The organism is Haloarcula sp. R1-2, assembly GCF_011627385.1.
Taxonomy (GTDB): Archaea; Halobacteriota; Halobacteria; order Halobacteriales; family Haloarculaceae; genus Haloarcula; species Haloarcula marismortui.
In genome coordinates, this window is the sequence record NZ_JAANTG010000001.1 from 510,388 (window position 1) to 535,208 (window position 24,821).

Below are 24,821 nucleotides of genomic sequence, written 5' to 3' on the forward strand. Positions count from 1 at the left end.
TCGCTACAGTTCTTCAGCGACGGCGACAGCCTCGTCGGTCGTCCCCTCGACGACCACGCCAGTCGTGACATCGTCTTCAGTCCAGTAGACCACAGCCCTGTCGCCGCGTTCGATTGCGGTCGCGTTCTGGCCGTTCACCTGCACCGCCGTCCCGTTCTCCGCATCGTCCAGATAGCTCGATGCGCCGGTCGCGGTCAGAACCGTCACGTTCTCGCCGTCAGTGTCGTACTGCTGTGCCACAGCCGTACTCTCGGGCCGGCTAATGTACCGGGCTTCTTCGAAGGTCCCGTTCTCGTACTCTGGCAGGTCCAGGTCCGTCGCGGACTGGGCTGCGTCGTATGAGTCGTACGTCTCGACGGTCGTAACGGCAACTCGGTCAGCCGGTGGGGCGAACTGGCTGTCGTCGATGCTGACGTTGAAGTTCGTCTCCTCGACGGTGAGTTCCGTCCGGTTCGTCCCGTCGTCAGTGGTCATCTTGTGGACGCGGTAGTCCTCAGTATCGACCCACAGCGTCGTGTTCGGCGCGTCGATGCTCTCGTTGGTCGGTTCGAGGTCGAGAACGTACGTCGATTCGCCGTTGACCTCCTCAGTTCCCCGGAGCGTCGCAGTGACGTTCTCCTCGGGAACCGGGTCGGTGGTGTCGTTCATCGCCACGGATTCCTCGGTCAGTTCGCGGGCATACGACTGGTTCTCGCCGACCGCCCAGACGACGGTCCCATTCGTCCCCATCTCGTAGGACCGGTTCTCACTCGTGACGGCGGCCCACGTCTTGTTCGGCTCAGCGGCAGCGTACTCCACCGTCGCAGTCTTCGATTCCGAGTCGTTCGTGACGGTCACTGTCGCGGTCCCGGTAATTGTCTCGGCCGCGTCGTAGCGCTGCTCGGTCTCGTCGAGCACGTCGTCGCCGGATGGCTGCCCCATCTGCTCGAAGCCGGAAACGCCGGCGACTGCCCCCACAGCCAGCAGTCCGATGGTGACAAACACAGCGACGATAGCCAGTCTCCGTCCGGTATCGGCTGTCATTGTCCAGGCTTAGGACTGGAATGGTAAGTGGGTTGCTCCTGTCACAGCGCGGACTACTATGACAGAGGGCGAACCCCTCATTGCCGTCCAGTCCGTACGCGTGGCCGTGAGCGAGTCAGCGAACACGACTGTCCGCGTCGACGGCGTCAGCAAGCAGTACGACCTCGGCGGGACGGTGACGGCGCTGGACGACGTGAGTCTGGACCTGTCGGCGGGGTCGTACACGGCGGTGATGGGACCGAGCGGCTCCGGGAAGAGCACGCTGTTGAACCTCATAGGCGGGCTGGACACGCCGTCGTCGGGGCAGGTCGTGGTCAACGGACAGGACGTTTCGGCGGCCAGCGAGGCCGAGCGGGCCGACATCCGCGGGACAGAGGTCGGGTTCGTCTTCCAGACGTTCAATCTCATGCCGCGACTCTCCGCGGTGGAAAACGTCGCTCTGCCGCTGGTCTTCGACGGTTGGGACCGCGCCCGTCGCCGCGAGCGGGCGAGGTCACTCCTCTCTGAGGTTGGACTCGGCGACCGCACCGACCACGTCCCCTCGGAACTCAGCGGCGGCCAGCGCCAGCGGGTCGCCATCGCCCGTGCGCTGTCGACCGACCCGGCGTTGATTCTCGCCGATGAGCCCACCGGCAACGTCGACACGGACACCGGTGCACAGATACTCGACCTGTTCGATGACCTCCATGCGGTGGGCAATACGTTCCTGCTGGTGACCCACGAGCGCCACGTCGCCGAGCGGGCGGAGCGAATCGTCCACGTCGAAGACGGCCACATCCAGTCCGTAGAGGACGTCTCCGGGGGCGAACACTGATGGACACCAGCGAGAGCGTCCGCATCACGCTCCGGTCTATCAGGGCGCACAAGCTCCGGTCGGCGCTGACGGTCGTCGGCGTCGTTATCGGCATCGCGTCGGTCATCACGTTCGCCACGTTCGGGGCCAGTGTTGAGGCCGAAATCGTCGGCGACATCGAGACATCGAACGCAGGCAACATCTACGTGTTCGGAACCCCGTCCGGCGATGACGACTTCGACCGGACCCTCCAGCCGGTGTTTACCGAGCACGACATTCAGGAGCTAGAGGCGATTGCTGGGGTACAGGCGGTGCTCCCGCGTGGTATCGTCCAGACACAGTCGGTACGGCACGGGAATCAAACGCTTGCTAGACAGCAGGTCACAGCGACGCGGCCGGCCAGTTTCACGCCGAGGGTCCTCGTCGAGGGGCGCTCCTTCGAGACCGACGAGAATGCCGTCGTTGTCAACGAACGCATGGCCGGCTCGTTCTCCGAGAACATCACCACCGGTGAGCGCCTCACGATGACGATGCCTGACGGGAGCGAGCGGAACGTTACTGTCGTCGGCGTCGTCAACGGGACTCGCGGGGAAGTCCCGGTTAGCGAGTTCGCCCGTCAGCCCCGGGTGTATGTTCCTATCGACGCCTTCTATGAGTCTGTCGTCGAGAGCCCGTCGGCGGGTGTGCGGCAACGCGCGTACCCGCAGGTAACCCTCGTCGTCGACCCGCGAGAGATTCCGGAGACGCAGTCGGAGATTCAGACGTACCTCTCCGGTGAGTCCGACGCGCGGTCACTCTCGGCCGACGACACGGAGCTGGTCGCCCGGTCCGGGAACGACTTCGTCGAGGAGATCAGCGATGTCATCGAACGCATCACGCGCTTTGTCACCGGCATCGCCGTCATCGCACTCGTCGTCGGCGCTATCGGCATTGCTAATGTAATGCTCGTCAGCGTCACCGAGCGGACCCGCGAAATCGGCATTATGAAAGCCGTCGGCGCGCGCAACCGTGACGTGATGCAGGTGTTTCTCGTCGAGGCCGCACTGCTCGGAACGCTCGGCTCGCTGCTCGGGGTGCCGCTCGGACTGCTCGTCGGCTACGGGGCGACGCGGTACGCTGAAGTGACCTTCTCGCTCGCGCCGCTGTGGATGGCGCTGGCGGTCGGCGTTGGCGTACTGGTCGGCGTCGTCGCCGGCCTCTACCCGGCGTGGCGAGCGGCGCGGGTCGACCCCATCGACGCACTCAGACACGAGTGAGCCTTACCCGGATTCAGAACACCGAAATACGTGGTCGTCGTACCGACGCGCCATGACCCTCTCGGAGGAGGCCCGCGAGCGGCTCGCCGACATCGTCGAACTCCAGCCGACGAAAAACGGCGAGCTACAGGAGCGCTGGGACATGGACAGCGGGAGCGAGGTACACCAGTACCTCGAAGCCGAACTCAAGGAGTACTACTACCGCAACGACAACAGCCTCATCTGTGCGACGCCGGAGGCGACGACGCTCATCGACGGGGAGGACTCCGAACGGATACAGACGGTGACAGTCACCTCGCTCCAGCAGGCTGTCGTCGACGTGATTGCCGGCCCGGATGAGGAGAGCCAGAGCGTCGTCGCCGTGTTACACTCCCTCCGCGAGGTCGGCGAGGACCGAGATACCGACGACGTTCGTTCTGCGCTCCGGAGCCTCGCAGACAAAGGTATCGTGGAGACAGTCGAGAAGACCGTCCCGACGTTCAGGCTGGCCGTTCCGCGCGACGAGCTAGATGTTGAGCTGTCCGAGGAGTGAGGGCGGACCGCGGTGTCGGTCAGCTACTCTGACAGCCCCGGCCGCTGGCGGCGTCGTCGCCGCGCTAACAGCCGCTTTATTGCCTTGCCCGGCCCGCCGTCAAGCGGCCAGTCCTTCGACCGCCACGTCGGCGGTTCCGGCTCGTAGGACGGACACTGCCCCCGACACTCCGCCGCTGTCGGTAGACACTCCTTTGCAGCGCAGTGGGGGTACACGCCAGTCTCGCCGGCAGTGAGCTGGAAGTGGCGGCAGTCGGGGCGCATCGTGTCCGCGTAAGCGCGCCACCCGCGAGCGTACGCCCGCTCAGCGATGGCGAGACGCCGCTCGTGCTTCCAGTCGGTGTCTACGTACTCGAACCGGGCGGCGCTGGTGTCATCGTCCGGTCGGTCCAGAATTCGCGTTCCGGGCTCAGCCACTGACAGCGACCGCGGTTGCCAGACCGTCTCAGCCGTTCCGGATTCGGAGTCGACCGTCAACACGCCGGCGGCTGCGGGCAGGTCCGCCAGTAGAATCGGCTCCACGCGCTCGTCGGTCGCGGCCGTCGCAACCCACACCTCATCGGCCAGCGAGAGCGCGATGTCCCGCTCCAGTTGTGGGACGAGATTCCTGGCGGCGCTGGCCGTCAGGTCGGGCTTGTTCTCGATGGCGACGACCCGCCGGAGCCAGTCCGGATAGGGACGTACCCGACGAATTTCGATGCGATTGCTGCGCTTGCGAGTCTCAATGGCATCACGGTCGGCCGCCTCGTGAATCGACTCCCGGACGTACCGCCACGGGTAGCCCGGGTCAGGCAGCGCATCGCGATAGTAGGTCCAGTCCGCCGGCGCGTTCTGCAGGACGTGCAGGTGGTCCGAGTCGAACGCTTCGGTGCCGAATTTCGCCCGTTCCCGGAGTCCATCGGGATCGCACTCCAGTACAATCGTATCCCAGCGGCGGCGTTTCGTTCCGAACTGTCTGGCGACCAGCACCGCCGCGTCGTCGGACGGCGACCACTCGCGCTCGGCCCAGTGACAGACGGACAGTTCGAAGGCGAACTCGGAGTCGACGGACACGAACAGTCGTTGTCGGGTTCGGACCAAAACCCTTTGTTACGACACCGGAGCCTCCGTCCGCGATGGGGTCCTCCAGCGACCGTTTTCGTTCGGTAACACAACCCAATTATTTATGTAATCCCTTCAGAAACAAATCGTCGGTTACACATGATATGTCACAGGTCCGAAAACAGCACACCAGAAAGTGCTGGTACCGCTACAGCGTACCGACCGACAGAGAATAGAGCGCCCAGCGAAGCCGACGGGGGTGCGGTATGAGCGCTGGGGCCGGGAGTAATGGGATATTTGACCAGTACACGACGCTACAGTGGATCGCGGCAGGCATCGTCGCGGTGTTGACGTTCCCAATCGGACTCGCCGTTCCCGCTTACTTCTACATCAAAACGTCCAACGGCAGCGCCCGGGAACAGGGGGCCTGGGAGGCGTGGGCGGTCATCCTTGTCGGAATTCTCGGCATCGTCGCGGTCGAACTCGGCGGGGAAACAGGCGCGAAAATCATCATCGCGCTCGCACTGCTGGGGATTCCGGTGCTGTTCATCATCTTTGCCGCTGTGGTCGGAAGCTTCGTGGTCGGCATGGGCAACGCGACGGTAGTAGCGCTGCTACTCGCCGGCGTCGCGGTCTGACAAACGAGTTCCCTCGGCTTCCGCTATTCCTCGTCGTCCGTTCGTTCGTCGAGGAACCCGTGTGCCTGTTCGAGTATCTCGCGGGGGCCGTCCTGCGTGACCGTGTTGATGGCCTGCTCGTAGTCGCGCCACTGCAGGTCGCGGTGTTCTGTGGACAGTTCAGCTGACGCTTCGAACGATTTCGCGACGAACAGGTGGACCGTCTTGTGGATGGTGTTGCCGTTCGCCTCGAACACGTAGTCGTAGTCTTCGCGGAACCCGTCTAAAAGCCGGAAATCGCCGATACCGGCCTCCTCTTTCACTTCGCGTATGGCGGTCTGCTGGAGTTCTTCCTCGCCCTCAACGCCGCCCTTGGGGAATTCCCAATCGCCGGGTCGGCTCTTGAGCAGGAGGTACTCCCGCCGGCCACGCGTATCGCGAAAGAGGATGGCTCCCGCGCTCGTGGCCTCTATCATTATCGGATTTTATGACACCGCTACTTAAGAGAATATCGGAGACACAACGGAAACAGATGGCCTTTTGTCACTCGCGGCTGAGTGTTCGTCTACAGATGCCCTTCGTCACAACGCTGACTTTCACCAGTGGGGACCGACACCGCCTCGAAGACACTGTCACAGAGATTAAACAGAGTGCCGAGCAGAAGGGAGTTGAACTCAAGGGCCCGCACCCGAAGCAACCTCAGGAGTTGCGGATTCCACAATCGAAATCGCTGGGGCCAGACGGTGGCCGCTTCGACTCTTGGACCCATACCGTCTACACTCGGACCATAGAGATTGTCGGGTACGAGGAGTTCGCCCGGGACGTTACCCAGCGTACTTTCCCGAATGCAATCCACGTTGAGGCCGGCGTCGAACAGCGGACGCAGGTCGGCAGCGGGTCGTAGGGCCGCCGTCCGCTCCTGTGGATTCTTATAAGTAACTGTGACCCGTTTCGCCGACATGAACGAGGCCCAACAGGAGCGGCGCAGGTCCGTCCGGCGTGACCTACACAGCTACCCTGAACCCGCGTGGCGGGAGTTCTACACTACCAGTCGCATCGTCGACGAAATAGAGCGAATCGGCGTCGACCAGTTATATACTGGCCGGGATGTCGTGGACGGCGACGCGCGGATGGCAGTCCCCGACGACGATAACCTCGAAGACTGGCAACGGAAGGCCCGTGACGCCGGTGCCCGCGAGGACGTGCTGGAGGCCGCCGGTGGAGGATTCACCGGTGCCCTCGCGGTGCTCGAGCAGGGTGACGGGCCGACCGTCGCGCTCCGGGTCGACATCGACGCGCTTCCGATAACGGAGTCGGACAGCGTGGCCCACGCCCCGGCGTCAGAGGGATTCCGCTCAGCGAATGAGGGGTACATGCACGCCTGCGGGCACGACGCCCACGCGACGATTGGCCTTGGCGTGCTGGAGGCAGTGAAAGAGAGTGATTTCAAGGGGACGTTCAAAGTCGTCTTCCAGCCGGCCGAAGAGGTCATCGGCGGCGGGAAGGCCGTCGCCGAGAGTGGACATCTGGATGACGTGGACCACTTGCTGGCGATACACATCGGTCTCGATCATCCGACCGGAGAGATTGTCGCCGGCGTCGGCGGCTTCCTCGCCGTTCGGCAGTTTGGGGCGACCTTCACCGGTGAGACAGCGCACGCTGGCGGGCATCCAGCACAGGGACGGGACGCTGTGCAGGCCCTGGCGACCGCCGTACAGAACCTCCATGCGATTCGCCGGCACGGTGACGGCGCAACGCGTGTCAACGCCGGGGTTGTCGAGGGCGGCACAGCAACGAATATTGTCCCCGGAGAAGCGACGCTGGAAGGCGAGGTCCGCGGCGAAACGACGCCACTCAAGGAGTACATGAGCGAGCGGGCAGACACCGTCATGTCGTCCGCGGCCGAGATGCACGACTGCGAGGTCGCTATCGAGACGACCGCAGAAGCGCCGAGTGCGGTGAGCGACGATGCGCTCGCGGGTGTGGTGTACGATACGGCAGACTCAGTTCCCGGCGTCACCAGCCGCCTCCGGACTGACGACCTCGGCGGAAGCGAGGACGCAACCTACCTGATGGACCGCGTCCAGAACCACGGCGGAACGGCGACGTTCGTCGGTATCGGGACTGACCACCCCGGCGGCCACCACACGCCCCTGTTCGATATCGATGAAGACTCGCTGACTATCGGTATCGATGTCGTCACTGAAGCGATCAGCCAACTGAGCGGCTGAATACGCTACGGTGCCTCCCAGCTGGCAAGCTGAATAGATTTGCCGCTGTCCGGCGACTTCCAGTTCAGCGTAACTGCCGCATCCGAGAGGTCAGACGCCTTCGAAAACGTCACACGTGACCCGGCCGTGATTTTTGAACCCGCCGCCGGCGCGCCACTGAGACTTGTGAAATCGTGCTGTCCGTTGGCGGTTGAAGCACCGCTAACGGTGATATACAGATTTCCAGCCTGAATCGAGTCACCACTCCGGTGTTCGATTGTCAGGCTATCAGGACTCCCAGACTCATAATCGAAGGTAAACGCCGCCTGTGGCGCGTTTTGGCCGAGACTCCCAGAGCCAAAATCTAAGAAGAACGTCGCTGCTGTGGCCGCCAGCAGCACCGTTATTGCAACCATTAGTATAACTCCCACAACTGGTGAGACTGCACTATCGTCGGATTTGAATCTGCGTGCTAGCATGATTGACCCCCACTTGGGCGACGGTCGACACGCTGTCGCCGTCTCGGTGACCCCCCGGTCGACCGACCCCAGTGTGACTTCATTTTGATATCATATTGTTAGATAATAAAACTTGTTGTTCAAAACTATAGTTTACGAATTAATCAACCACTATCCAGATTGCCGTCAAAAACGATAGTTCCGCCGCTGACAACAGGACCAGTATATCAGAATCAGCCGAAAACGCAACGAGCCACCGACTCAGTACTTCGGCTCTGCGCCGGTGACCTCGTAGATATCGTCCATAATCGAATCACGTTCACGTTGCCAGGCCTCGAAGCCGCTACGGTCGCTGGGGTAGGATTCGTAATGCTCCAGCAGCCGGTCGGCGGCCTTTTTTGTCTGGTAGAGGTCCCGGATAGTCCCGAGGTGGCCGATGCTCTTGACGGCCATCTTGAGTTTGAGTCCGAGCCCGATACTGGTCGAACCGCCGTACAGCGCTTCGGCGAGCTTTTCGCCGGGCAGCGCGGCCAGCAGCGCCATCAGGTCGTCGACGTCGTAAGCGGTGGTGAAGATGTTGTATACGTCAAGCGCCGCATACCGGGCGCCGAAGTGGTCCATCACGCGCTCGTTGTACTCCCAGAGGGCGGCTTCGTCGTCTGTCCGTCCGGCTTCGATAGTCTCGATAGCCTGCTCAGCGGCGTAGGTCCCAGCGTAGGCCGCCCCAGCAATACCGCCGCCGGTCGTCGGGTTGACGTGTCCGGCAGCATCGCCAACGGCCATGAATCCGGGCGCAACAGCGGAATCGTACGGCCGGCGCGTCGGCAGTGCAGCGCCGAGTTTATCCTGTACCTCTGCGCCCTCGAACTCGCTTCGGCCCTGAAGGTCGCGTTTGAGGTCGTCGACCAGTTCCATCGGCTCCTCGTTCATCTGGAAGCCGAGGCCGGCGTTGATTTCCGTGTCCGTGCGCGGGAAGTACCAGAGGTAGCCGGCGGAGCGCTCGGTCGGCTTGAACACGAGCGCGTCGTCCCATTCTACCGGTTCGTCGACTTCGATTATCTCGCGGTATGCCGAGCAAAACTGCGAGTACTGGACGTTTGTATCGAAGGTCGCGGCTTCGAGGTCGGTCTTGTCCTGCAGAATCGACAGCGCGCCGGCCCCATCGATGACCATGTCACCCTCGTATGTGACAGGGTCGCCTTTTCGCATGGCTTTCACGCCGGTCACACGGCCACTATCGTCCTGTAACACGTCCTGAACCACCGTATCGTAGTGGAACTCCACACCGCTGTCGTTTGCGCCTTCGATGAGACAGCGACCGTACTCCCAGCGGTCGATGACGGCGAGTTCGCCCGGGACAGGGATTTCGAGAACGGTGTCCTCCTGTGGGATCTCGAACCGGCCGTGGTCGACATCCGTGTTGGTAAACGCCGGTTCGAGCTGGGACTTCGGGATCGCATCGGGGAAGTCGCTGGCTCCTTTTAGTGCGTCCCCGCAGGCGATGTGGCCGGCCTCGGTTTCGTCTTTGCGCTCTACGATGACGACGTCGTAGCCCGCATCTGCGACGGTCGCAGCGGCGTAACAGCCGGATGTCCCGGCCCCGACGACGACAACGTCCACGGACACGGTCCGTGCCGTCGCCGACGCACCGTCGGCGTTGCCGTCCTGGTGTGTGGTCATGCACTCTCGTCCTGCCCGGAGAGAGAAAATTATTCCGCTACGGGTTTCAGACGGACTGCTAGAACAATCTTTCGAGATGAACGGCCGACTGCGGGTGCTCGGTACAGCATTGACGGATAGCAGTCCGTTTCGCTCCGGGGCGGCGGTGATAAAGAGTTTTGCTGAGGGGTATCAAAAGGCCGAATATGACCGAGCATACGGTGACATTTGTGGGGACGGGCGAGGAGATCACCGTCTCTGAGAAGGAGACGATTCTCTCGCGGTGTATCGAGGAGGGTATCGCACAGGAGTACTCCTGCCGCGTGGGGATGTGCTTGGCCTGTTCGGCGGAAATCGTTGAGGGGTCGGTCACCCAGCCTGCTGCCCGTGGACTGACCGACCGGGAACGGGAGAACTACGCACTGACCTGCATGGCGCGCCCACAGTCGGACCTGAAACTTGACCGTGGAAAGTACCCGCCCAGTATTGAAGGGGATGTCAGTCCAGAGGACGGCGACCCCACACCTGCGGACGACTAGTAGGCACTGGATACCACTAACATATGGCTTGCTAGATGGTCTGTAAATACCTTTAACATACGCCTCAGATCTGGCCTGATATAGAGCGGTCAAACCGCGAATGAAGGACAGGTCATATAAGCAAGTGGCTCCTATAGAGTGATGACTACAGCGTCAGCGGACGGCCTTCGACGACTGATACACGCTTCCCCAACCATGACCAGCCGCGTATACAGACTTCACTCGACACTTGAACTGCCACTGGAAGACGCATACGATTTCTTCGAGGATCCGGACCTTCCACCTGAAATCGCTGACATCGACATCACCCGTCGAAATAATACGCTAATCGTCAGCGCCGTCGCCAAAGACGACTCCATGAGCAAGTACACCCCGACGGCCCAGCTCAAGGCGAGCGTCACGGAGAACCGGGTGTACGAGGAGGACCCCGACGAGATGGGGCCGCCCGGGGCCGCGAGCACCGGAAGCGCCGGCGGTGGCCCCCAGTGGGGCGCACTCGAAGAGGAAGAAGAAGAGATCGAGTCCGAGCTCGTCGAGTACGCCTGCTTCAAGGGCGACCGCGAGACCGTGCTCCAGAATACTGCACTCCAGTACGCGATGTTCGAGGTCCTGTGTGAGGTCGCGAAAGTCGCTGAAAAGGGCACGCTGACGGCGATTGCCGCGGTTGACGAGGAACTAACGGCTGTTCGGATTGTCGATGGGGAGGAACGACCTGCCGCGATCAACGTTGCAGAGGAGCCTCGCGACGGCGAGGAAGAAGAGGGCGTCAACTGGCGCGACAACGAGTTCATCTCGTAACGCGGTCTGTCACAGCGTCCAGTCACGGATTCAATTTTCTCGAGCCGCAGCTCAACACTGTGTAGCCGACAATCCAAGCCGCTATGCTGGTGTAATGCCTGAGAGGTCGGCATCTGTAAACCGTGACGCAACTTCGATGGTGAGGTTTGCTTCGATGTAGGCCGCAATCACGATGAGCACGGCAGCCGTCGCAAGCAGCCATCCGGCTTCCCGGATATCCTGTCCAGTGACTAGCTCGTTCGTGCGGCCGCGGATGTACTGGATTGTGTGCCACCCGAACCGGAGCCCGACGGCGGCGACAATAAGCAGTGCAGGGATCTCGATGAGGCCGTGCGGGACAATAAGCGCGGCAACGACGACGGGTGAGACCTGCTTGAGTGCGATGCCGACGACGACGCCGATGAGCAGGCCGTTCAAGACGAGCGAGAGCACCGTCATCGAACCGAGCGAGATAGCACCGAGTGCCATCACGAGCAGTGCGCCGAGGTTGTTAATTGTTAGCGAAAGCGTCGTTAGCTCTGCCGGCATAAAGGGAGTCTCGCCGGTCGTTCCGGGGTTCTGGAGCCATTCAGCGGGGATCTGGCTGCCGAGTCCGTAGCCGAGCAGGACACTGGCTACCAGTATCAACGCGGCCACGGGGACATAGTGCAACAGCCAGCGGTGAAAGAGACGGGCTGGGAGGCTTGGGCGGTCGTCCATACCATACCTTTCGGACCGGCACCAAAAAACCCGAGTGACCTACCGGGTGTCCGCAATTTTATTTGCCACCGTCTCACACACCTGTCTATCATCCAAAAAGTACTTGGCATTCGTAATTATATCTCATTACACTATGTCCGAATCAGCAGAGTTCCCGGACTATCTGGACGTTGATTACACTGACGGGGAAGGCGAAGACCCCGCTGAGTACCCAACTGTCAACCACAAGATCGAGAAGGCTATCGAGGTCACGAAGACTGGCCTCGAAGAATACGAGAACCCTGTCGTGATGTGGACCGGCGGCAAGGACTCGACGCTGACGCTGTACTTCGTCAAGGAAGTCGCCGAGCGCTTTGACCTCGAAGTACCGCCGGTTGTCTTCATCGACCACTACCAGCACTTCGACGAACTCATCGACTTTGTCGAACACTGGGCCGACGAGTGGGACCTCGATGTCATCTGGGCTCGCAACGAAGACGTGGGGAACTATGTCGACGAGAACGGTCTCGAACCGGGCGACGACATCCCCGTCGACGAACTCTCCGAGCACAACCAGCACCACATTCGGAACATCCTCGAATACGAGGAGGACACGTTCCCGTTCCTGCTCGACACCTACGTCGGCAACCACCTCCTGAAGACGGTGGCGCTCAACGACACTATCGAGGAGCACGACGTCGACGGCATCCTCTCCGGCATCCGCTGGGACGAGCAGGAGTCCCGCGCCGACGAGACGTTCTTCTCGCCGCGTCACGACCCGGACATCTACCCGCCCCACGACCGTATCCAGTCGATTCTCCAGTTCGCGGAAGCCGACGTGTGGGAAGCCTTCTGGAACTTCGTCGTCCCGGACACAGTCGAGGGCTACCCGGACGAGGGCTACGTCCCGCAGGGGCAGGACGACCTGCCTGAGGGTATCGAGAAGGAAGATGTGCCGGTCTCGCCGAAGTACTTCGCCGGGTTCCGCTCGCTCGGGAGCGAGGTCAGCACTGACAAGTCCGCCGAGGAGCCCGCCTGGCTGCAAGACATGGAGAACACGACCGAGCGCGCCGGCCGCGCCCAGGACAAGGAAGACCTGATGGAGCGCCTGCGCGACCTCGGCTACATGTAAGCGGACGCGGAACGACGCCGGTTCCGTGTCGGTGTTTTTCTTATTGACCCAGTAGCAACGTTCGCCACGACAGACAGTAAGCACGCTGCCGAATCTGCCTGTCGACCGGGACGAGCGGTCTTCAGTAGCTGTCCCCCGGAACTCAGAACCGTCTAACGATGTTCCGTATTATCGATCTAACACTTCGACAGGAGTCGATGGAGCCTGCGCCGCCAGCAATCTCAGGGCCAGTGCGCTCGAACGCACAGAGTGGCCACGCCTGTCGGGACGGACGCAGCAACGGCTACAGGCGTCGACCGCCACCAGTTAGGGAGCCTTGTTCATCCGTACTGAACGATGTAATTATCCGTCCCACAAACTGGTAGAACGCAGTCTAAGCCTCAGTACTCCGTATAAATCGGTCCAAAAAGTGCTATAGACAATTGTCGAGGAAAGGTTTAGGTAATGTCGAACACTACCAGTAGGTGAATGAGTTCAGACCAGTACAACTGTCCGAACTGCGGGGCGGAATTGAGCTACCAGACGACGAAGCACAACGGCTGTTCGAACTGCGGTTTCGTTCCACCACACAGTGCTGAGTAACGCGGATTGGGCTGAGTTAGCGGACGCGCTGTTCTGTCGTCGGTAGTTGGAGTGTTCTACGAGTAGCGTGCCGTATTTTGGTCCGACATCTATTTTTCTCGGCTCGCTGTAGCATTGCCTGTGACGGACCGCACAGACCGGGGCGTTCTCGCGGGTGTTATCTTCGCCGTGTTACTGGCGCAGGTCTTGCTGTATCCGGGTGTCGACAGGCTTGTCCAGTCGCTTGGTGCGACGACAGACCTGAACGCGAGTATGTGGTTTCTCGCCGCTGAGTTCGGGGCGTTCGTCGTCTTTGCTGGTGTGTGGGGCGTACTCAGCGACGCCACCGGGCGGCGTACACCGTACATTGCCGGCGGGGCAGGCGCAGGTGCAGTGCTGTACGCCCTCATCGCGTGGCTCCCTGGAGCGGTTTCGCTCTCCTTTGTTGGCGTGCTGGCCTTGCGAGTTCTTCAGGGTGGGGCCACTATCGCCGCGTTCTCGCTGGCAATGACGATGCTGATGGACCTCGGCGGCGGCCACGGCAAGAACATGGGTGCGGCAGGCATCGCTATCGGCAGTGGGACGGCGCTTGGGGCGCCACTCGGCGGCCAACTCTACGAAATCCAGACGACGCTCCCGCTGTATGTGGCGAGTACATTGTCGCTTGTCGTCGCAGTGGCCGCGCTGCTCGTGACCGACCGCGCACCGTCGGACGGGCGGTCAGGCCTGGCCGCGACCGTGTCCGGGCTCAAACAGCGACCGACGCTCGGCGTGCCGTACGCTTTCGGGTTTATCGACCGGCTCACTGCGGGCTTTTTCGCGCTTGTCGGCACGCTGTATTTCAGGGAGACGTTCGAACTGGGCCCCGGCGAAACCGGTGTCATGCTGGCGCTGTTTTTCGCTCCGTTTGCCCTGCTGCAGTATCCCTTCGGCGTGCTCTCTGACCGCATCGGTCGAACCGCTCCTATCGTTGTCGGGTCGGTGCTGTACGGACTCACTGTTGTCGGCGTCGGGCAAGCGCCGACGGTGGCCATCGCCGGTGCAGGGATGGTACTGACCGGCGTTATCGGGGCACTGATGGCCCCTGCGACGATGGCGCTCGTTTCGGACCTCGCCGTCGAGACGGAGCGTGGGACCGCTATGGCCGGCTTCAACATTTTCGGTAGCGTCGGCTTCCTCGCCGGCATCCTCGTCGGCGGCACTGTCGCCGGAGCCTTCGGCTACCCCGTTGCGTTCCTCGTCGCCGGCGGGACGGAGGTCGTCCTCGCAGTGCTGGCGCTGCCCGGACTGCTACGACTGGAGAAGCCGACCGAGGACGCCGTCGGCGGCTGACTACGACGCCTCGCGAACCTCGTCCAGCGCCGTGGGGTTCTCGATGCTGGACATATCGCCAAGGTCCTCGCCGCGGTAGACGCCAGCAATTGCTCGGCGGATGATCTTGCCGCTCTGGGTCTTGGGGAACTCATCGACGAACAGCACTTCGCGGGGCCGGAACGGCTTGCCAAGTTCCTCGCCGACAGCGGCGCGGATATCGTCCCGGAGGTCGTCATTGGATTCATAGCCGGGTTCCAGCACGGCGTAGAGGACGACGGCAGTGCCGGTGGTGTCGTCCGGCACACCGACGGCGGCGGCCTGATTGACGGCGTCGTGCTCCATTGCTGCGCCCTCGACCTCCGCCGGCCCGACCTTCCGCCCGGCGACGTTGAGCACGTCATCGGCCCGGCCATGGAGGAACCAGAGCCCGTCCTCGTCTTTCTGGGCCCAGTCGCCGTGGTCCCAGACATCGTCCCAAGTCGACCAGTACTCGTGCAGGTAGCGGTCGTCACCCGACCAGAGCGACCGGGTCATCGAGGGACAGGAGTCCTTGGCGACCAGATAGCCGCGCTCGTGTGTGTCGGCGATTGATTCGCCGTCGGAATCGACGATATCGATGTCCATTCCAAGCCCTGGACCGCCAAGTGTGCAGGGTTTGAGCGACTGAATCGGCATCGGCATCAGGAAACAGCCCATGATCTCGGTTCCGCCGGAGATGTTAATGATAGGACAGTCCTCGTCCCCGACGTGCTCGTAGAACCACTGCCAGCTCTCGGGGTCCCAGGGTTCGCCGGTCGAGCCCAGCAGCCGTAGACTGGAGAGGTCATGCCCCTCCAGCCACTCGTCACCTTTCTTCCGGAGCGCCCGAATTGCGGTCGGCGAGACGCCGAACGTGGTGATGTCGTGCCGGTCGATCATCTCCCAGAAACGGTCCGGCTCCGGGTGGTCCGGCGCGCCCTCGTACATGAAGACGGTCCCGCCGAAGGCGTGGTTACCGAGCAGCGTCCACGGGCCCATCATCCAGCCGATGTCGCTCACCCAGAAGAACCGATCCGACGGCTTGTGGTCGAAGCCGAAGTAGATCTCCTTGGCTGCCTGCATGAGCGCGCCGGCGTGCGTGTGGACGATGCCCTTCGGTTTCCCGGTCGTCCCGGAGGAGTACAGCAGCATCGACTCTTGATTGCTCGGGAGTTCCTTGGCCGCGTACTCATCGTCAGCTGTCGCTATCGCTTCGTCCCACCACTCGTCGCGGCGGGTCCAGCGGATGGTCTCGTCGGGGTCGTCCGCGATACCGAGGCGGTCATAGACGACAGTGTGTTCGACCGGTGTCGTCCCGAGTTCCTCGCCGGCCTGCTTGATGGCCTCGTCGGCACTCTCCTTGAGGTGAACACCGGAGCCCCGGCGATAGAAGCCGTCACCAGTGAACAGGACGGAGCACTCGGCATCGGCGATGCGGGTCGCCGTCGCGTCAACGCCGAACCCGGAGAAGATCGGCACGGCGATCGCGCCGACCTTGAGACAGCCGTACAGTATCGACGCGACTTCGGGGACCATCGGCATGTACAGGCCGACGGTGTCTCCGGTGCCGACGCCGACGGATTCCAGATAGTTCGCTACCTTGCTGGCCTGTCGATTCAGTTCGTGGTACGTAATCTCCCGCACGTCGCCGGGCTCGCCCTCCCAGATGAGCGCGACTGTGTTTCGGGTCGGACTGTCCCGTGCTGCGTGGCGGTCCAGGACGTTGTGGGCAGCGTTGATTGTCCCACCGGCGTACCAGTCGGTGAACTGCGGCCCCTCACTGTTGTCCCGGACCTGATCGTATGCGTCGAAGAATTCGATGTCGAGGTACTCCGGGAGCAGGTCCCAGAACCACTCGACGCCCGAGTCGGGTTCCTCGGGCAGGTCTGTGGTCGTTCGCTCGATGAGTTCGTCGTAGTTGTCGATGTCGTATTCCTGCATGAACTCCCAGACGTTCGTCGGTTCGACGAACGAATGGCTCGGTTCGTGGACGATAGAGTCTACGTGGTCTTGTTCACTCATTGCGTCAGTATTCCGTAGTGTTTGTCTGTCTGGTATAAACCCGTACCGCCGCCCGGGACGCCAGACGCGTGGACTGGTCGGGGAACTTGGTTCCGAGCACCTCGTGGGTGTCGGAGAGACAGTGCATATCCGCACACCACAGTCTCACTCGTACGTTTTTGTCATGCCGCCGTCGAACAGCAGGTCCCCGCCGTTGAGATGGTTGGCGTGGGTTGAGAAACCGAACACGAAGAGGTTCGCCACGTCGATAGGGTCCATCATCTCCTTGACCCGGGCCTGGCCCAGCATCACGTCATCAATGACCTCGTCGACGCTGATGCCCCGTTGCTCGGCGGTGTCGGGAATCTGGTCGACGACCAGCGGCGTCTTGACGTAGCCCGTGCTAATGGAGAACCCACGGAGGCCGTCACCGCCCTCGGCGGCGATAGACTGTGTCAGCCCCCGCAGGCCGAACTTCGAGACGTTGTAGGCCACCTTATCGGAGGTGACGTAGTGGCCGTGGACCGACGCCATGTTCCCGATGGCACCCACGCCGTCGTCGGTGCCGCGGATGTGCGGGATAACGCGCTTCGACAGCGCGAGCGGGGCACGCAACATCACGTCGTGCATCTGGTCGTACGTCTCCATCGGGAAGTCTTCGATGGCGTCGATGTGCTGGAGACCGGCGATGTTGGCGAGGTAGCGCACGGTGCCGTGAGAAGCCGCGGTCTCGACGATAGCTTCGATGTCCGCGTCGTTCGCAAGATCGCCGGCCACGGTCTCGACGGCCCCATCAAGGTCGAGGTCCGCCGCCGTGTCTGCGACCTCTGCGAGGCCGTCCGCGTCGATGTCCGTGGCAACGGCGGTCACCCCGTTAGCGGCCATCGCAAGCGCCGTCGCCCGGCCGATGCCCGACCCACCACCGGTCACCAGACAGACGGTGTCGCTCGTGTAGTGGTCGTCGTCGGCGAACAGGATCGAGGACTCGTCGATGGGCTCGACTTCGAGCCGTTCGTGAGAAGTGCTGGATGCCATTCAGTCACACGTTCTTCAGACATCTCCGAATAGGGGCGGGTTGACATGTATACCCGACTGACTGCTGTGGTGCTGTCGCAGCCCGGCGCGAGAACGCTGTTCCGCTGCCTCACCGGCGACGTGGTTTACGTGTAAACCTCCCGTTATTCGGGGGTTACGTCGGAAGAATCAGTCATCCCTGTGAGCGTGGCACATACCGCGTGACCAGACAGCCCGGGCTTGTCCGGGGCGTATTGGGACACACCTATGCAACAAACGACAACGGACCATGACACTGGTGGCATCGGCAGGCGACAACTGCTCTCCGCCGTCGGCGGCTCGGCCGTCGCCGCAGCGCTCGCTGGCTGCTCGACGCTGCTGAGCGACGGTGAAACAGCGGATCAGGGCGAGCAGTCCGGCGGTGAGATTTCCGACGAACCGATACAGGCCGGGTTGTTGACGTTCACACGTGGCGCACCGGGCGTACTCGGGATTCAGGCCCAGCGCGGGGCCGAACTCGCCGTCCAGCGCATCAACGAAGCCGGCGGTATCGGTGGACAACGCGAAATCGAACTGGACGTCGTCAACGAGGGGTCGAACCCGCTCGACAGCTACAACCAGTTCATCGAGGAGGGGAAAGAGGTCACCTTCGGCCCGATTTCCAGTGGCACACACAGCCAGATCGCCCCTGAGGTCGAGAAGAACGGAATCATCAACGTCAGCACTGACGGGACGGTAACGACGCTCTACGAGGAGACCGTCCCCGACCCGACCTACTCCTTCCGCTTCCAGAACTACGACATCATGGAGGTGGTGACGATGGCCCGGGAAGCTGTTGAACGCATCGGCGCTGACAACATCTCGACCGTCGCCGGGGTCAACCCCGGCTACTCCTTCGGCGAGGACGAGATGCGAGTGTTCACGCAGGCCATCCAGAGACTCACTGACGCCGAAATCGTCTACGAGGGGTTCCCGGAACTCGGGGCCAGTGACATGGCGAATCACATCACCTCGATCAACAACGAGGAGCCGGACGTGACCTTCTCCAGTCTGTGGGGCGGCGACGTGACGACGTTCGTCCGACAGGCGAACGCCAACAACATGTTCGAGAACACGACGGTGTTCGGCACGACGCTGTACAGCGCGGCCGGCGATGTGCCGGGCGACGCGCTGGCTGGGACGGATATCTACTCCGGGTCACGGAACTACTACTGGGGGAAGCCGGCGCTGGGCAACTGGCAGCCCGGCCGGGAGCTGTTCGACGCCGCGACACAGCAAGAGGGCGTGACGGTCCCGACAGCGCACTACATGAGCGGCTACGGCGCGGTCACCGCGTGGGCGACGGCCGTCGAGAAGGCCATCGACCTGCTGGGCACCTATCCGACTCAGGAGCAGATCGCGCAGGTTCTGGAGGGGCACGGCTTCTCCACGCCGGCCGGCTACCACAACATCGCCGAGGACCATCAGGGCGCGTCGAACTCCTTCGCCGGCCAGATGGTGTATGATGACGACCTCGGGGCAGCCAGGCTTGAAGACGTGAACACATACGCAGCCACCGAGACAGCGCCGCCACCCGGTGTCACCGGGAGCGACTGGCTGGATAGCTGGAGCGCCTGATACCGAGCCATGGCCGTAACACCCACAGCCGCGCTCGTCCAGACGCTCAACGGCATTCAGTTCGGGTTTATCCTCTTCATGATCGCCTCAGGACTCACCGTCATCCTAGGGATTCTGGATGTCCTGAACCTCGCCCACGGGGAACTGTTCTCGCTGGGCGCGTACACCGCCATCGGCGTGTTCGGGTTTATTATCGGCATCATCGGCCCGCCGGGGGGCGGCGTCGTCGGCACCGCCGTGTTCATACTCGCGGTTCTCGCGGCCGTGCTGGTGACGGCAGCCATCCTCCTTCCCGTGGGAACCCTCTTCGAAGCGGTGTTCATGCGCCAGATTTACGACCGCGACCAGGTGTACCAGCTGGTGCTGACCTTCGCCCTCTTGCTCATTCTCCTCGACGTGAAGAAGTTTATCTGGGGGGACAGTTCGATCCGGACTGACGCCGTCTACAGCGCCATCAACGCGATTCCGACGAGCGAACTCGTCGGGCTGAACTACCCGACTTACAACGTGTTCGTCATCCTCGTCGGCTCGGCCGTCGTCGCGGGCCTGTTCTGGTTCTTCGAGCGCACGAAGACCGGGCGCATCATCAGAGCGACGGCTATCGACCGTGAGATGGCGACCGCGATTGGCGTCAGCACCGACCGCGTGTTCACGCTCGTGTTCGCGCTGGGGGCGTTCCTCGCCGGCTTTGCCGGCGCGATGGCCGTCCCGCCGACATCGGCGACGCTGGAGATGGGCACCAATCCGCTGGTGTTGTCCTTCGTCGTCATCGTCATCGGCGGCCTCGGCAGCCTTCGCGGGGCGTTCGTCGGCGCACTTCTGGTCGGCGTCATCCGAAGCTGGATGATTACGCTGTACCCGCCGGGCGAGATTGCGGCCCCGTTCGCCATCATGGCACTCATCCTGCTGGTCAAACCCGAAGGGCTGTTCGGGACGTGGGGTGAGACGGCGTGATGCCGGAGCGCGTCGACCGCGACGGGACGCCGGCGTATCGCGTCCTCGGGGTCGAGGTGACCCGCCGAGAAGCCGCCTTCCTCGTCCTCGGAGTCGTGTTCCTGTTCGTCATTCCAGATATCGCAAGCCTCTCCGACAGCCTCCAGCTCAGCGTCATCCACCAGGGCCTGCTGTTCGGCTTCGCGGCGGTCGGGCTGAATCTCTTGCTTCGGCACACGAAGCTCACCTCGTTCGGCCACGCGGCCTTCTTCGGGACCGGCGCGTACGCGACCGCGGTCCTCACACGCTATGCTGGCGTCCAGAGCGTCGGCTTGCTGTTGCTCGGAGCCATCGCCGCCGCGACGGTGATGGCGGCCATCATCGGAGTGCTGTCGCTGCGACATACGGGGCTGTACTTCGCGCTCCTGACGCTGGCCTTCGGCCAACTCCTGTACGCCATCGCGCTGGGCCAGAGCGCACTCGGCGGGAGCGACGGGCTCCCGGTCCGGCCGGGGCCGGCGAACCAGCCGCTCCTGTTCGGGACCGCGTTCAGCCCCGACGTGTACCAGATTCTGACGTACTACCTGACGGTGGTCGTCATCCTCATCGGCCTGTTCGTGATGTACCGCATCACGCAGTCGCCGTTCCGCAACGCTCTGGACGCCATCGGGCAGGAACGGACCCGGGCGCGGTTCATCGGCCTGCCGGTCCGCCGCTACGTCTGGGCCGCGTTCGTCATCTCAGGCATCTACGGCGGCGTGGCGGGCGGGCTGTACGCCGTCGTCCGCCAGTACGTCCGTCCGGAGGGGACGCTGTTTTTCCTCCGGTCGGGCGACATCCTGTTCATGGCGATACTGGGCGGGTTCCGGACGCTGGTCGGCCCGCTCATCGGCGGTGTCGTCCTCGTCTTCCTGCAGGACGTGGGGCAAGACGTGACCCAGTACTACGAGTTCCTGACCGGTGTGGTGCTCCTGATACTCGTGTATGGCTTCCCGCGGGGCATCGTCGGGTCGCTCCGGTCCGGCGGCATCGTCAACACGCGGCTCAGTGAACTGCGTCGTGAGCCGTCCGTCCTGTCGGCGTGGGGCCGGAGCGCCGCGCAGTCGATTGAACGGAAGGTGACAGAGGCGCTGACTAGCCTGCGGATAATCCTCTTTGGAGTCGACTGAGATGCTTGAAGCACGCAATCTGCAGAAGTCCTTCGGTGAACTGGTCGCAACTGACGACATTACGCTCGAGTTCGGCAAAGAGGAGGGCGAACTCGTCTTCATCGTCGGCCCGAACGGGGCCGGGAAGACGACGTTCATCAACCTCCTCACCGGCTTTCTCTCACCGGACGAGGGGTCCATCGTCCTCGACGGCGACGATATCACCGGCATGTCGGCAAACGGGCGCGTCGACGCCGGCATCGCCCGGAGCTTTCAGGTCGTCAAGGTGTTCGAGGAGATGACGGTCCGGGAGAATCTCCGGACGGTCGTGCTGACCGAACAGGGCAAGACGTGGAGCCTGTTTTCCATGGCCGACGGCCACGCGGAGGTCGAGAAACAGGTCGAGGAACTGCTCGAGAAGTTCCGGCTCGGAGACGCGGCCGATACCATTGCCGAAGAACTGCCCCACGGTGACCGGAAACTGCTCGACGTAGCGATGTCGTTCGGTCTCGACCCGGACTACCTCCTGCTCGACGAGCCGACCTCCGGGGTGTCGACTCGCGAGAAGGAGTACGTCATCGAGACGATTGTCGAGGTCGGCCGCGCCGAAGGCGTCACGACGGTCACCATCGAACACGACATGGACATCGTCACGGAGTACGCCGACCGCGTCGTCGCGCTCCACCAGGGGGCCGTCCACGGCGTCGGTCCGCCAACGATGCTGGAAACGGACGACGAACTCCGGCGGCTCCTCCTTGGGGTGGGTGACGATGAGTAGTGAACCACTGCTCTCGGTTCGTGGCCTCAACGCCGCCGTCGAGGGGTTCCAGGTGACCGAGGACATCGACCTCGACGTGAACGCCGGCGAGGCGGTCGGCCTCGTGGGCCGCAACGGGGCTGGCAAGACGAGTACCTTCCGCGGTATCATGGGCCTGACGCCGGTCTGGAGCGGCTCAGTCAGGTTCCGCGGCGAGGAGTTGACCAGCATCCGCTCGGAGCTGATACCCAAGCGAGGCATCGGCTATCAGCCCGAAGACCGGAAGCTGTTCACCGGGATGACTGTCGACGAAAACTTCCGGCTCCCCATCTGGACCAGCGGGAAAGCCCGCGGTATCGACGACGAGGATGCGGTCATCGAGAGCGTCTACGACGTGCTGACCGAACTCGATGACCGCCGGAACGCGAAGGTCCAGAACCTCAGTGGCGGCCAGGCGAAAATGGTCGCCATCGGCCGGGCACTGGCGCTCCAGCCCGACTTACTCATCCTCGACGAGCCGCTGGAAGGGTTGGCTCCAGTCGTCGTCGAGAGTCTCAAACGCTACATCCGGGCCATCAACGACCGAGACATCGCAGTCCTCATCGCAGAGTCCAACGTCACGCACGTGCCCGACGTCGTCGACCGTCTCTACGTCATCGAGCGCGGCGATATCGTCGCCAGCGGCGACCCGGAAGACCTGGCGGCCGACGAGGACATCCAGAAGCTGATGCAGGGTAGCGGAGCGGAGTAGCAGCACACAGTCCCAACCGCTGCTCTCACTCGGTCACGTCGTTCATCGCCGTCGTGACGCGGTCGAGTATCTTCCGCTGACTGCGCCGGAGGTTCTTCGAGATAGCCATCTTGGACACGTCGAACTCTTCGGCAAGTGATGACAGGGTCGCGTCCCGCGGCGTGTCGAAGTAGCCGCCTTCGACGGCCTTCTCCAGCGTGTTTCGCTCTACTTCCGAGAGTTCCCGACAGCCATCGACCAGCCGCTTCGCCGAGTCGATGTTCTGTAGCAGGTCGTAGTAGTCCTCCAGATCGACCGATTCGCGGGACCTGATAGTGTAGTCATTGTCGCGCTCTAGTTCAGACAGGGTCCCTTCCGCGACGCGTTCGGTATCGAAGCCAACGTGCCAGATTTCCGACCCGTCACGGATGCGGAACGGGCCGGTGATGTAGCCACTGTGGTCGCGGATGACGCTCATCGCGTTCGTCTCATCGATGCGCGAGCGGATGAGCGCCAGGTCGCCCTTCCGGCGGAGAAGCTGGTAGGACTCCATGTGGTCGTGCGTCTCCAGTGCGTTCAGCCCGCGGTCCAGCTCTTCCCGGTCCGCGCCGTTGACCATGATCCGTGTCTCCAGCTCCCGCTCGACAGGGTGGAAATCCCACTGCTTGGCCAGAAACGACACCTCGTAGTCCCGTGTCGTGTCGATGTACGGACAGTCGTACTGGACCATGTCCATCTCGAGCGATATCATGAACAATCAATCATGTTGAACTGTCTTAGTGATTGCCTCTCCGCTAGATCGTCTCCAGTCTCAATCACGCCGCAAACCCTTTTGACTGCGGCAGTCAAGTTTAGAGCATGTACGTCCGGGATGCGAAAAACCGCGAGGAAGTCTGGTTGCTCGACCGTATCGAAGAGATGGGGCTGGACGAGACGGCTTTTAGATCCCGGGACTACGTCGTCGCTATCGACGAGGAGAGCCACGAGAAGGCCGGCTTCGGCCGCATCCGTATTCACAAGGGCGGCGACGAGCCAGTCTGTGAACTGACCAGCATCGGCGTCCTGCCCGAATGGCGCAATCAGGGCGTCGGCGCACACGTCATCGAACGGCTGGTCGAGTACGCGGGCGACGAGGGGTTTGACACCGTCTACTCGCTGACGAACGCCTCGGAATTTCTCGCGCAGTTCGGCTTCGAGCGCATCGAGCCGGCACAGCTCCCTGACGCGCTCCGGGACCGGCTCGCGACCAAACAGGAAAACATCCAGCCGGACGCGGTGCCGCTCCGGGTGGCCGTTGACCGCTTCGAGGTGCCCGGCCACCTCCGCAAGCAGTTCAAGCAGGCCAGTGCCGGCGAGTCCGAGGAACCTGAGCCAGAGGAGGGTCCCGAGGACTTCGGCATCGACCCCGACGAAGCGACCTACAAGTACGACACGGGCGACTGATAATCTGCTGACGGCGGACCGATTATCTGACGTCGACGACTTCGATATCGAACACGAGCGTCTTGCCGGCCAACTCGTGGTTGAAATCCACCTCGACGGCGTCGTCTCGGACAGCAGTTACGTCCCCATGAAGCCCGTTTTCGGCCTCGACATGGGTTCCGACCTCCGGCTCTTTTCCGACCATACCCTCGAACGTTTCGGGGTCGTACTCGCGGACGCGGTCGGTCTGAAACTCACCGTAGGCTTTCGCCGGGGGTACCGTGATAGTGGCCTCCTCGCCCGCGACCATGCCGACGAGCGCCTCGTCAATTCCCTCAATGATCTCTCCTGCACCGACAGTGAAGGAAAGCGGTGCATACTCGCTCACATCGACGCCCTGTGCCTCGATGAGTCCGTGCTCCCTGGCGACTTCGGGACGTGACGTATCGAAGATGGTCCCGTCCTCGAAGCGGCCGACGTACTCGATGGTAACGCCGTCACCCGGTTCGATTGGCATACGCCCTCGGTAGATGGCGAAGATATAAACCCACCTCGGAACAGCGCGCCGCCA

Annotated in this window: 26 protein-coding genes; 16 read left to right on the top strand and 10 right to left on the bottom strand. The window is 62.5% G+C overall.

The window, feature by feature from the left end; all coding sequences use genetic code 11:
* Positions 1-3: 3 nt before the first annotated feature.
* On the bottom strand, positions 4-1,023 hold the full coding sequence (locus G9C82_RS02550; RefSeq protein ID WP_007190480.1) for a hypothetical protein: 1,020 nt from the start codon (positions 1,021-1,023) through the stop codon (positions 4-6).
* A gap of 58 nt (positions 1,024-1,081) precedes the next feature.
* Between G9C82_RS02550 and G9C82_RS02555 the strand changes: the two genes are divergently transcribed.
* From G9C82_RS02555 to G9C82_RS02565, 3 genes are read left to right on the top strand one after another with little or no spacing between them, the layout of a single operon-like run.
* The gene (locus G9C82_RS02555; protein WP_174789827.1) at positions 1,082-1,837 is read left to right on the top strand and encodes an ABC transporter ATP-binding protein; all 756 of its coding nucleotides are present in this window, start codon (positions 1,082-1,084) and stop codon (positions 1,835-1,837) included.
* Positions 1,837-3,072: an ABC transporter permease gene (locus G9C82_RS02560; protein WP_127013283.1), complete on the top strand. Its 1,236-nt coding sequence runs from the start codon at positions 1,837-1,839 to the stop codon at positions 3,070-3,072. The genes G9C82_RS02555 and G9C82_RS02560 overlap by 1 nt, the downstream gene beginning before the upstream one ends.
* A 52-nt stretch (positions 3,073-3,124) precedes the next feature.
* Positions 3,125-3,604, top strand: coding sequence for a DUF5797 family protein (locus G9C82_RS02565; RefSeq protein WP_127013284.1), 480 nt, complete (start codon positions 3,125-3,127; stop codon positions 3,602-3,604).
* Between the two features lie 23 nt (positions 3,605-3,627).
* Here G9C82_RS02565 and G9C82_RS02570 read toward each other — a convergent pair whose 3' ends face one another.
* The gene (locus G9C82_RS02570; RefSeq protein ID WP_127013285.1) at positions 3,628-4,656 is read right to left on the bottom strand and encodes a DUF5787 family protein; all 1,029 of its coding nucleotides are present in this window, start codon (positions 4,654-4,656) and stop codon (positions 3,628-3,630) included.
* Between the two features lie 254 nt (positions 4,657-4,910).
* Here G9C82_RS02570 and G9C82_RS02575 point away from each other — a divergent pair, with 254 nt between their 5' ends.
* Positions 4,911-5,282 carry a hypothetical protein gene (locus tag G9C82_RS02575; protein WP_011223163.1) on the top strand — a complete coding sequence of 124 codons (372 nt, stop codon included), beginning with the start codon at positions 4,911-4,913 and terminating at the stop codon, positions 5,280-5,282.
* 23 nt (positions 5,283-5,305) lie between these two features.
* On the opposite strand, the gene G9C82_RS02580 is transcribed toward G9C82_RS02575, so the two are convergent.
* Complete coding sequence (locus G9C82_RS02580; protein ID WP_011223162.1) at positions 5,306-5,737, bottom strand: bis(5'-nucleosyl)-tetraphosphatase; 432 nt, start codon at positions 5,735-5,737, stop codon at positions 5,306-5,308.
* Positions 5,738-5,832: 95 nt separating this feature from the next.
* Between G9C82_RS02580 and G9C82_RS02585 the strand changes: the two genes are divergently transcribed.
* The gene (locus tag G9C82_RS02585; RefSeq protein WP_007190485.1) at positions 5,833-6,165 is read left to right on the top strand and encodes an uS10/mL48 family ribosomal protein; all 333 of its coding nucleotides are present in this window, start codon (positions 5,833-5,835) and stop codon (positions 6,163-6,165) included.
* 55 nt (positions 6,166-6,220) lie between these two features.
* Positions 6,221-7,492 (top strand): amidohydrolase, encoded by a 1,272-nt coding sequence (locus G9C82_RS02590; protein WP_127013286.1) that lies wholly within the window; start codon positions 6,221-6,223, stop codon positions 7,490-7,492.
* Positions 7,493-7,497: 5 nt separating this feature from the next.
* Here G9C82_RS02590 and G9C82_RS02595 read toward each other — a convergent pair whose 3' ends face one another.
* Complete coding sequence (locus tag G9C82_RS02595; protein WP_011223159.1) at positions 7,498-7,950, bottom strand: type IV pilin; 453 nt, start codon at positions 7,948-7,950, stop codon at positions 7,498-7,500.
* A gap of 240 nt (positions 7,951-8,190) precedes the next feature.
* Positions 8,191-9,609, bottom strand: coding sequence for a geranylgeranyl reductase family protein (locus tag G9C82_RS02600; protein ID WP_004961934.1), 1,419 nt, complete (start codon positions 9,607-9,609; stop codon positions 8,191-8,193).
* 185 nt (positions 9,610-9,794) lie between these two features.
* Here G9C82_RS02600 and G9C82_RS02605 point away from each other — a divergent pair, with 185 nt between their 5' ends.
* Positions 9,795-10,127: a 2Fe-2S iron-sulfur cluster-binding protein gene (locus G9C82_RS02605; RefSeq protein WP_004516873.1), complete on the top strand. Its 333-nt coding sequence runs from the start codon at positions 9,795-9,797 to the stop codon at positions 10,125-10,127.
* A gap of 195 nt (positions 10,128-10,322) precedes the next feature.
* Positions 10,323-10,925, top strand: a complete 603-nt coding sequence (locus G9C82_RS02610) for a hypothetical protein (RefSeq protein ID WP_004961939.1) — start codon at positions 10,323-10,325, stop codon at positions 10,923-10,925.
* An 81-nt stretch (positions 10,926-11,006) separates the two neighbouring features.
* Here G9C82_RS02610 and G9C82_RS02615 read toward each other — a convergent pair whose 3' ends face one another.
* Entirely contained in the window at positions 11,007-11,624 is a 618-nt protein-coding gene (locus G9C82_RS02615; protein ID WP_004961941.1) for a stage II sporulation protein M, read from the bottom strand.
* 133 nt (positions 11,625-11,757) lie between these two features.
* Here G9C82_RS02615 and G9C82_RS02620 point away from each other — a divergent pair, with 133 nt between their 5' ends.
* Positions 11,758-12,735: a phosphoadenosine phosphosulfate reductase family protein gene (locus G9C82_RS02620; RefSeq protein WP_004961944.1), complete on the top strand. Its 978-nt coding sequence runs from the start codon at positions 11,758-11,760 to the stop codon at positions 12,733-12,735.
* Positions 12,736-13,437: 702 nt separating this feature from the next.
* On the top strand, positions 13,438-14,628 hold the full coding sequence (locus G9C82_RS02625; protein WP_049938807.1) for an MFS transporter: 1,191 nt from the start codon (positions 13,438-13,440) through the stop codon (positions 14,626-14,628).
* Here the strand turns inward: G9C82_RS02625 and G9C82_RS02630 are convergent, their stop codons facing one another.
* Together G9C82_RS02630 and G9C82_RS02635 are read right to left on the bottom strand one after the other, a co-directional pair.
* Positions 14,629-16,650 carry an AMP-binding protein gene (locus G9C82_RS02630; RefSeq protein ID WP_127013287.1) on the bottom strand — a complete coding sequence of 674 codons (2,022 nt, stop codon included), beginning with the start codon at positions 16,648-16,650 and terminating at the stop codon, positions 14,629-14,631.
* Positions 16,651-16,794: 144 nt separating this feature from the next.
* Entirely contained in the window at positions 16,795-17,664 is an 870-nt protein-coding gene (locus G9C82_RS02635; protein ID WP_127013288.1) for an SDR family oxidoreductase, read from the bottom strand.
* 246 nt (positions 17,665-17,910) lie between these two features.
* Between G9C82_RS02635 and G9C82_RS02640 the strand changes: the two genes are divergently transcribed.
* From G9C82_RS02640 to G9C82_RS02660, 5 genes are read left to right on the top strand one after another with little or no spacing between them, the layout of a single operon-like run.
* A complete protein-coding gene (locus G9C82_RS02640; RefSeq protein WP_127013289.1) occupies positions 17,911-19,260 on the top strand; it encodes an ABC transporter substrate-binding protein in 1,350 nt (449 codons plus the stop codon).
* 9 nt (positions 19,261-19,269) lie between these two features.
* Positions 19,270-20,214 carry a branched-chain amino acid ABC transporter permease gene (locus tag G9C82_RS02645; RefSeq protein ID WP_127013290.1) on the top strand — a complete coding sequence of 315 codons (945 nt, stop codon included), beginning with the start codon at positions 19,270-19,272 and terminating at the stop codon, positions 20,212-20,214.
* On the top strand, positions 20,214-21,362 hold the full coding sequence (locus G9C82_RS02650; RefSeq protein ID WP_127013291.1) for a branched-chain amino acid ABC transporter permease: 1,149 nt from the start codon (positions 20,214-20,216) through the stop codon (positions 21,360-21,362). Before G9C82_RS02645 ends, G9C82_RS02650 begins: the two co-directional genes overlap by 1 nt.
* Position 21,363: 1 nt before the next feature.
* Positions 21,364-22,119, top strand: a complete 756-nt coding sequence (locus tag G9C82_RS02655; protein WP_127013292.1) for an ABC transporter ATP-binding protein — start codon at positions 21,364-21,366, stop codon at positions 22,117-22,119.
* Positions 22,112-22,849, top strand: coding sequence for an ABC transporter ATP-binding protein (locus G9C82_RS02660; protein ID WP_127013293.1), 738 nt, complete (start codon positions 22,112-22,114; stop codon positions 22,847-22,849). The genes G9C82_RS02655 and G9C82_RS02660 overlap by 8 nt, the downstream gene beginning before the upstream one ends.
* 25 nt (positions 22,850-22,874) lie before the next feature.
* On the opposite strand, the gene G9C82_RS02665 is transcribed toward G9C82_RS02660, so the two are convergent.
* Positions 22,875-23,579 (bottom strand): helix-turn-helix domain-containing protein, encoded by a 705-nt coding sequence (locus tag G9C82_RS02665; protein WP_007190498.1) that lies wholly within the window; start codon positions 23,577-23,579, stop codon positions 22,875-22,877.
* Positions 23,580-23,686: 107 nt separating this feature from the next.
* Here G9C82_RS02665 and G9C82_RS02670 point away from each other — a divergent pair, with 107 nt between their 5' ends.
* Positions 23,687-24,271, top strand: a complete 585-nt coding sequence (locus G9C82_RS02670; protein ID WP_004961978.1) for a GNAT family N-acetyltransferase — start codon at positions 23,687-23,689, stop codon at positions 24,269-24,271.
* A gap of 22 nt (positions 24,272-24,293) precedes the next feature.
* Here G9C82_RS02670 and G9C82_RS02675 read toward each other — a convergent pair whose 3' ends face one another.
* Positions 24,294-24,767: a peptidylprolyl isomerase gene (locus G9C82_RS02675; RefSeq protein ID WP_049938805.1), complete on the bottom strand. Its 474-nt coding sequence runs from the start codon at positions 24,765-24,767 to the stop codon at positions 24,294-24,296.
* Positions 24,768-24,821 lie beyond the last annotated feature (54 nt).